Origin of the sequence: Desulfurobacterium pacificum (assembly GCF_900182835.1) — a bacterium.
Taxonomy (GTDB): Bacteria; Aquificota; Aquificia; order Desulfurobacteriales; family Desulfurobacteriaceae; genus Desulfurobacterium_B; species Desulfurobacterium_B pacificum.
In genome coordinates this window covers 25,350-32,157 of record NZ_FXUB01000007.1, presented here as the reverse complement: position 1 = coordinate 32,157, position 6,808 = coordinate 25,350, and the positions used below count along the sequence as shown (strand labels likewise).

At 42.3% G+C, this 6,808-nt stretch carries 4 protein-coding genes and 1 rRNA gene; 1 reads left to right on the top strand and 4 read right to left on the bottom strand.

Translation table 11 applies throughout. From position 1 onward, the window contains the following. Nucleotides 1-88, top strand: a 5S ribosomal RNA gene (rrf, locus tag QOL23_RS08395); the annotation flags it as partial. Nucleotides 89-93: 5 nt separating this feature from the next. On the opposite strand, the gene QOL23_RS08390 is transcribed toward rrf, so the two are convergent. The 4 genes from QOL23_RS08390 to recG all read right to left on the bottom strand — a co-directional run bounded on the left by QOL23_RS08390 (nt 94) and on the right by recG (nt 6,733). Continuing rightward, nucleotides 94-273 (bottom strand): hypothetical protein, encoded by a 180-nt coding sequence (locus QOL23_RS08390; protein ID WP_283401142.1) that lies wholly within the window; start codon nt 271-273, stop codon nt 94-96. 150 nt (nt 274-423) lie between these two features. Next, the gene (locus QOL23_RS08385; RefSeq protein WP_283401141.1) at nt 424-999 is read right to left on the bottom strand and encodes an acyl-CoA thioesterase; all 576 of its coding nucleotides are present in this window, start codon (nt 997-999) and stop codon (nt 424-426) included. 1 nt (nt 1,000) lies between these two features. Beyond that, complete coding sequence (gene carB / locus QOL23_RS08380; protein WP_283401140.1) at nt 1,001-4,231, bottom strand: carbamoyl-phosphate synthase large subunit; 3,231 nt, start codon at nt 4,229-4,231, stop codon at nt 1,001-1,003. 48 nt (nt 4,232-4,279) lie between these two features. Continuing rightward, nucleotides 4,280-6,733 (bottom strand): ATP-dependent DNA helicase RecG, encoded by a 2,454-nt coding sequence (gene recG, locus QOL23_RS08375; protein ID WP_283401139.1) that lies wholly within the window; start codon nt 6,731-6,733, stop codon nt 4,280-4,282. Nucleotides 6,734-6,808: the final 75 nt, after the last annotated feature.

Here is a 6,808-nt window from a genome sequence, read left to right as displayed (position 1 = left end):
CGTTCCCATTCCGAACACGGAAGTTAAGCCCGCCAGCGCCGATGATACTGCCCTGGAGACGGGGTGGGAAAGTAGGGCGGTGCCAGGCCTTTTTTATTTTTTCTTTTGTAAAAAGTTACATAAAGGATTTGTACATACCAGTATTCTCTTGCCATCTGTTATTTCTCTTTCAGCTATGGGACTTCCACAGAAAGGGCAGATTCTGTCTAAGAAAACAAAAATGTCTTTGTAAGGGTTTTCTTTTATTTTGGTTTTTTGAAGTTCCTTTTCCAAAGTTTCCCTCCTTATTTGATTGGGATTATTTCTCTAAGAGAAACTTTAAAAAAAGAAAAGGACTAAAAATGTCCTTTATAAGGGAATTTTTGAGAAATGGAAAAAAATTAAGGAATTCGGCAGCAAGAGAATCGCTGCCGAATTATGGATTTAATTAGGAAGGTTATCTTCGTCTTTGTTTGTGACTCTTTCGGATACGAACTTTTTGAGTTTGTTTGTTACGTCTTCTTCCTTTTCACCTGTTCCTTCGGAAACTTCTATATCTTCTTTGATTAACCCTTTTTCTTTAAGAACGTTGACTACTTCTTTACCGAAGTTTACAGGTCTTCCTTGTGGGTCTATGAAAATATGCTGAGTAAATCCTACTGCTAAAACAACGTCTTCTCTTAAGATGCGATAGTCAAAACGCATTCCTCTTGAACCTATGCTTGTTATGGCGGTCTCTACGGTGATAAGGTCATCGTAAACTACTGGTGCCATATATCTGCAAGCAGCTTCAACTACAGGCATAAGTATTTGTTTCTGCTGAAATATCTGTTTGTATTCAATTCCTAATGCTCTAAAAAGTTCTGTTCTTCCTCTTTCAAAGATTTCGAAGAAACGGGAGTAATACATAACGCCGTAAGCATCTACTTCAGCCATAGATACTCTGTATGGCATGCTTCCTACTATTACTTGTGGTTGTTCTTGAGGGGTTTGCTCTTTTTTATCTTTTTCTTCTGCCATACTACCTAACCTCCTGAGTATAGTATTCTTGGAGTGACTTAACGGATAGTTGATGTTTTTTCATTGATTCTATTGCCATTACTGCTGCTTGAGCGCCTCTTATTGTTGTGTAGTATGGAATATTGTAGTTAACTGCTAATCTTCTGATGCTGACTGCATCTTTCTTTGACTTCATTCCTGTTGGCGTATTTATGATTAAGATTATCTCGCCGTTTTTGATTAAGTCACCGATGTTTGGTCTTCTTCCTTCCTGTATTTTGTAAACTAACTCTACGGGAATTCCCTTTTCTTTTAGGAATTTGTAAGTTCCTTCCGTTGAGACGATTTTGAATCCCAACTTGTGGAGTTTTTCAGCTATCGGATAAACTTTAGGTTTGTCTTTATCCTTAACGCTTATGAACACTTTGCCTTTTGATGGGTCTATTGGAAGTCTTGAACCGGCTGCAAGCTGAGCTTTGTAGAAGGCAATTCCAAGGTCCTTATCTATCCCCATTACTTCGCCTGTTGACTTCATCTCTGGTGAGAGAACTGGGTCAACTTCTGGAAATCTGTTAAATGGAAAGACGGATTCTTTTACAGAGTAGTATTTTGGCTCAACTTCTTTGATGCCTAATTCTTTTAGCGTTTTACCCATAGCTACTTTTGTTGCCACTTTGGCAAGTTCTACCCCGGTTGCTTTACTGACGAACGGAACTGTTCTGGAGGCTCTTGGGTTTACCTCAATGATGTATATTTCGCCGTCTTTCACTGCAAACTGAATGTTTATCAATCCTTTAACGTTGAGTTTGAGAGCGATTTTTCGTGTGATTTCTTTCATCTTTTCTACGATTTCTTTTGGAACGGAAAACGTTGGAAGGACGCAGGCGCTGTCGCCGGAGTGTATTCCAGCTTCTTCTATGTGTTCCATGACGCCGCCGATAATTACCTCTTTACCGTCGCAAACGGCGTCAACGTCAAACTCTACTGCATCTTCGAGGAATTTATCTATGAGAACGGGTTTTTCTTCTGATACTTCAACAGCTTCTTCCATGTAGTTTCTCAACTCTTCCATGCTGTAAACGATTCTCATTGCCCTGCCACCTAAAACGTAAGAAGGGCGCATCAGTATTGGAAATCCGATTTCTTCTGCTACTTTTTCGGCTTCTTCAAGAGAGCGTGCAATTCCGGAAGGCGGCTGTTTTAGCCCTAATTCGTTTAAGAGCTTTCTAAACCTTTCTCTATCTTCGGCTATGTCAATGCTTTCAGAAGAAGTTCCTAATATTTTTACTCCTTCTCTTTCTAAAGGTACGGAAAGCTTTAGTGGAGTTTGACCGCCAAACTGAACTATTACACCTTCAGGTTTTTCCTTTTCAACGATGTTTAGAGCGTCTTCAAGGGTGAGGGGTTCAAAGAAGAGTTTATCGGAGGTATCGTAGTCTGTTGAAACGGTTTCCGGGTTGCAGTTGACCATGTGAGCTTCGTAACCTAAGTCTCTTAAAGCCCATACGGCGTGAACGCAGCAGTAGTCAAACTCTACGCCCTGACCTATGCGGTTTGGACCGGAGCCAAAAACGGTGACTTTCTTTTTGTCTGAAGGGTTTGCCTCGCATTCTCTTCCATCGTAAGTGGAGTAATAGTAAGGAGTGTAGGCTTCAAACTCTCCGGCGCAGGTGTCAACGGTTTTGTAGAGAACCGGCGTTGTGTTCTTTCTCTTTTCTCTGACTGATTTTTCGTTTGTGTTGAGGAGTTCTGCGATGTATCTGTCTGAAAATCCCCACTTCTTCGCAAACCTTAAAACCTCTTCCGGTAGCTCCTCAACGTTTTCGTATTTCTTAATTTCTTTTTCAACTTCTACAATTTGCTTTATGTTGTGCAGGAACCACTTATCAATGTGGCAGAGGGAGTAGAGCTTGTCTAAACTCCAGCCTCTCCTTAAAGCTTCTGCGATGAACCAAATTCTATCTGCATTTGGAACGGCAATTTTGCTTTCAAGTTCTTCGTCAGACATTTTCTCTACGCCTTTAAGTAGCAGTCCGTACCTTCCTATTTCAAGGGACCTTATAGCTTTCAGTAGAGCTTCTTTGAAGGTTCTGCCGATTGCCATTACTTCGCCGACAGATTTCATGCGGGTTGTAAGCGTTGGGTCTGCTTCTGGAAACTTTTCAAAAGCCCAGCGGGGAAACTTTACGACGCAGTAGTCAATGGCAGGTTCAAAAGAAGCTGGTGTCTTTTTCGTTATGTCGTTTGGCAGTTCGTCCAAGGTGTAGCCTACGGCTAATTTCGCCGCTATTTTTGCTATCGGGAAGCCCGTTGCCTTTGAAGCTAAAGCTGAAGAGCGGGAAACTCTTGGGTTCATTTCAATAACGATTATTCTTCCGTTTTCAGGGTTTACGGCAAACTGAACGTTTGAACCGCCGGTTTCTACGCCGATTTCTCTTATTATCGCTATGGCAGCGTCTCTTAGCATCTGGTATTCTTTGTCTGTAAGCGTTTGGGCAGGAGCAACGGTTATGGAATCACCTGTGTGAACGCCCATTGGGTCAACGTTTTCAATGGAACAGATGATAACAACGTTGTCGTTCAGGTCTCTCATCACTTCAAGTTCAAACTCTTTCCAACCTAAAACGCTTTCTTCTATTAGGATTTCGTTTATGGGGCTTGCGTCAAGACCTCTTTTTGCAATTTCTTTGAACTCTTCTATGTTGTAGGCTACGCCGCCGCCCTCTCCGCCTAAGGTGAACGCTGGACGGATAATTGCGGGAAGTCCTACTTCTCGGACAACTTCCATTGCTTCTTCTAAAGACCTTGCAAGACCGCTTTTGGGGACTTCAAGACCGATTTTAAGCATCGCTTCTTTGAAGAGTTCCCTATCTTCTGCCTTCTTTATCGCCTCAACGTTTGCGCCGATTAGCTCAACGCCGAACTTGTCTAAAATGCCGGCTTCGTAAAGTTCTACAGCTAAGTTGAGGGCAGTTTGGCCGCCGACGGTAGGCAAGAGAGCGTCGGGACGTTCTTTTTCTATTATTTTTTCCAAAACCTCAACGGTCAGCGGTTCTATGTAAGTTTTATCTGCTATTCCCGGGTCTGTCATTATCGTTGCGGGGTTGGAGTTGACTAAAACGACTTCGTATCCTTCCTCTTTTAATGCCTTGCAGGCTTGAGTTCCGGAGTAGTCAAATTCGGCTGCTTGTCCGATAACGATTGGACCTGAGCCGATAATGAGGATTTTTTTGAGGTCTTCTCTTTTTGGCAACGGGAACCTCCAGTTTTCTATGTTATGGAAATTTTACGATAAATTCGTTTACCCTGATTCAATTAGTTCAAACTTTTCGCCAAAGCGCTGTTCCAAGAGTTCTTTTAAGTCTGGATAGTTTGAGAGGTCGTCCTTTTCGATTAATTCTTGAGCTTCCTGTCTTGCTGTTTTAAGGAGTTCAAAGTCTCTTGTTAAGTCTGCTACTTTGAAGTCGCCAAGCCCTGACTGCCTTGTGCCAAAGATTTCGCCAGGACCTCTAAACTTCAGGTCTGCTTCTGCTATTTTAAATCCGTCCGTGGTTTCTTCTAAAACTCTTAATCTTTTAACTGCATCTTCTCCCACTTTGCGCGAGGTTACTAAAAAGCAGTAGGACTGCCTGTCCCCTCTGCCTACTCTTCCTCTTAACTGGTGTAGCTGGGCAAGGCCGAAGCGTTCGGCGTGTTCTATTACCATTACGGTAGCTTCCGGGACGTCAACGCCGACTTCTATAACGGTTGTTGAAACCAATACCTGATACTCGCCAGTTTTGAACTTTTCCATGACGGCGTCTTTTTCTTCCTGCTTCATCCTGCCGTGTAGCAGTCCGACGCTGAAGCCTTTTAGTTTTTCTTCCCAGTAGTGGAACATTTCTGTTGCAGCCTTCAGTTCAAGCTTTTCCGATTCTTCTATGAGCGGATAGACGATGTAAACGCGGTTGCCTGCTGAGAGTTCTTTTTTGAGGAAGTTAATGAGTTTTTCTCTTTCATCGTCAAAGATGATTTTCGTTTTTATCGGCTTTCTGCCGGCGGGCAGTTCGTCTATTACAGAGATGTCAAGATCTCCGTAGGCTGTCATGGCTAAAGTTCTCGGAATGGGTGTTGCCGTCATGACTAAAGTGTCTGGCATGCTGCCCTTTTTCCTTAAGGCAAGGCGCTGCTTTACGCCGAAGCGGTGCTGTTCGTCTATTATCGTTAGTCCTAAGTTTTTGAACTCTACGTTTTCTTGTATGAGAGCGTGGGTTCCTACAACTACCTGCAAAAAGCCTTCTTTTATTGCTCTGTAAACGGTCTCTTTTTCCTTTTTGGTCATTGAGCCGGTTAAGAGTCCTACCCTTACGCCAAAAGGTTTTAGAAACTCGTTAAACTTTTTAAAGTGCTGGTTGGCTAGGATTTCTGTTGGCGCCATTACTGCCGTTTGGTATCCACCTTTTGCTGCGAAGAAGGCGGCTGCTGCTGCGACGACCGTTTTACCGCTTCCCACGTCTCCTTGAACGAGTCTGTTCATTGGTTCTGGCGACTTCATATCTTCTACTATTTCTTTTAGAACTCTTTCTTGAGCGTTTGTGAGCTTGAACGGTAGGTGCTTTTTGAATTCGTCTATGAGGGATTCGGTTATGGAAAAAGAAATGCCTTTTTCTTCTTTTATCTTTCTTTTGTGTAGGGCAAGGGCTAACTGAAACAGGAAGAGTTCGTCAAATATGACTCTTTTTTGTGAGGGGCTTTTAAATTCAAGGAGGGCGTTTGCGTCTTCGTCTGAAGGGAAGTGAACGTTCCAGAAGGCTTCGTAAGATTTTGGGAAGTTGTGTTTTTTAATTATCTTTTCGGGGAGGTATTCGGGGAGGAACGGGATTACCTGCTTTGCTACTGATTGAACGTCTCTTCTGACGGTTGTCTGGTTTAATCCTTCGGCGGTGTGGTAGATGGGGAGGATTTTGCCTAATTTAGAAAGTTTCTTGTTCTTGTCTAAGACTTCAATTTCCGGGTGAATCATTGAATATCCGCCGATTTCTCTTTTGACGTTTCCGTAGGCTAAAACTTCTTTATCTAACTCTTTTGCTTTTGAAAGGATTGCTTTGTAATAGTTGATTACTTTTTCCTGAAGAAAAATAAGGTTTACGTAACCGGTTTTGTCGTAGAGTATGGCTTTGAGGAGCTTTTTCTTTTTCTTTGAAGTTTCAATGACAGAAACGGCAGTGACTTTGCCTTTTACAAGGGCGGTTGTGTTTGGCTTTAGCTGGGACATCTTTGTTACGCTGGTTCTGTCTTCGTATCGGTATGGAAGGTAGTAGATTGCGTCTAATACCGTGTTGATGCCTAACTTTTTGAGCCTTTTGGCTCGTTTTTCAGTTACGCCTTTTACTTTTTCTATCGGCTGGAAGAACGCTTTTATGGGGTAGCTTTTCTTTTTTTGGAGTTTTTCTTGGCTTACTACTATGCGTTCGCTGGGGCGGATTTCTTTTTTTAGGTCGCTTTCTATTTCCTCTTCTAAGAATTTTAGGGTAATTACCCTGTGGAGTTCTTTAATTAACTTTTTTCTGTCTTCTTCTGATAGGGAATTATAGTTTTTAAGCAGGTTTATTGCTTTTTGCGTCCAGTTTTTTCTTTTTTCGTCAAGGTGGGGAAGGAGCTGGGAGAGGAGGGTTTGGAGGGTGAGGTGGGGATTTTTTACTCTGTGAAAGTATTTGAAATTGTCCTGTGTTAAGAGGTTAAGCAGATTTTTTAGGCGCTTTAACGTTTCTTTCATGGTTTCCTCACTGCTTGCAGAAAGAATTTTACGATAAAGTTTTGTTATGATTTCAGCAAATATCAGGTTGAAGGA

Bases quoted from the DNA above. Each gene is read 5' to 3' on its own strand.
- recG (WP_283401139.1), bottom strand. From the start codon at position 6,733: ATGAAAGAAACGTTAAAGCGCCTAAAAAATCTGCTTAACCTCTTAACA.
- QOL23_RS08385 (WP_283401141.1), bottom strand. From the start codon at position 999: ATGGCAGAAGAAAAAGATAAAAAAGAGCAAACCCCTCAAGAACAACCA.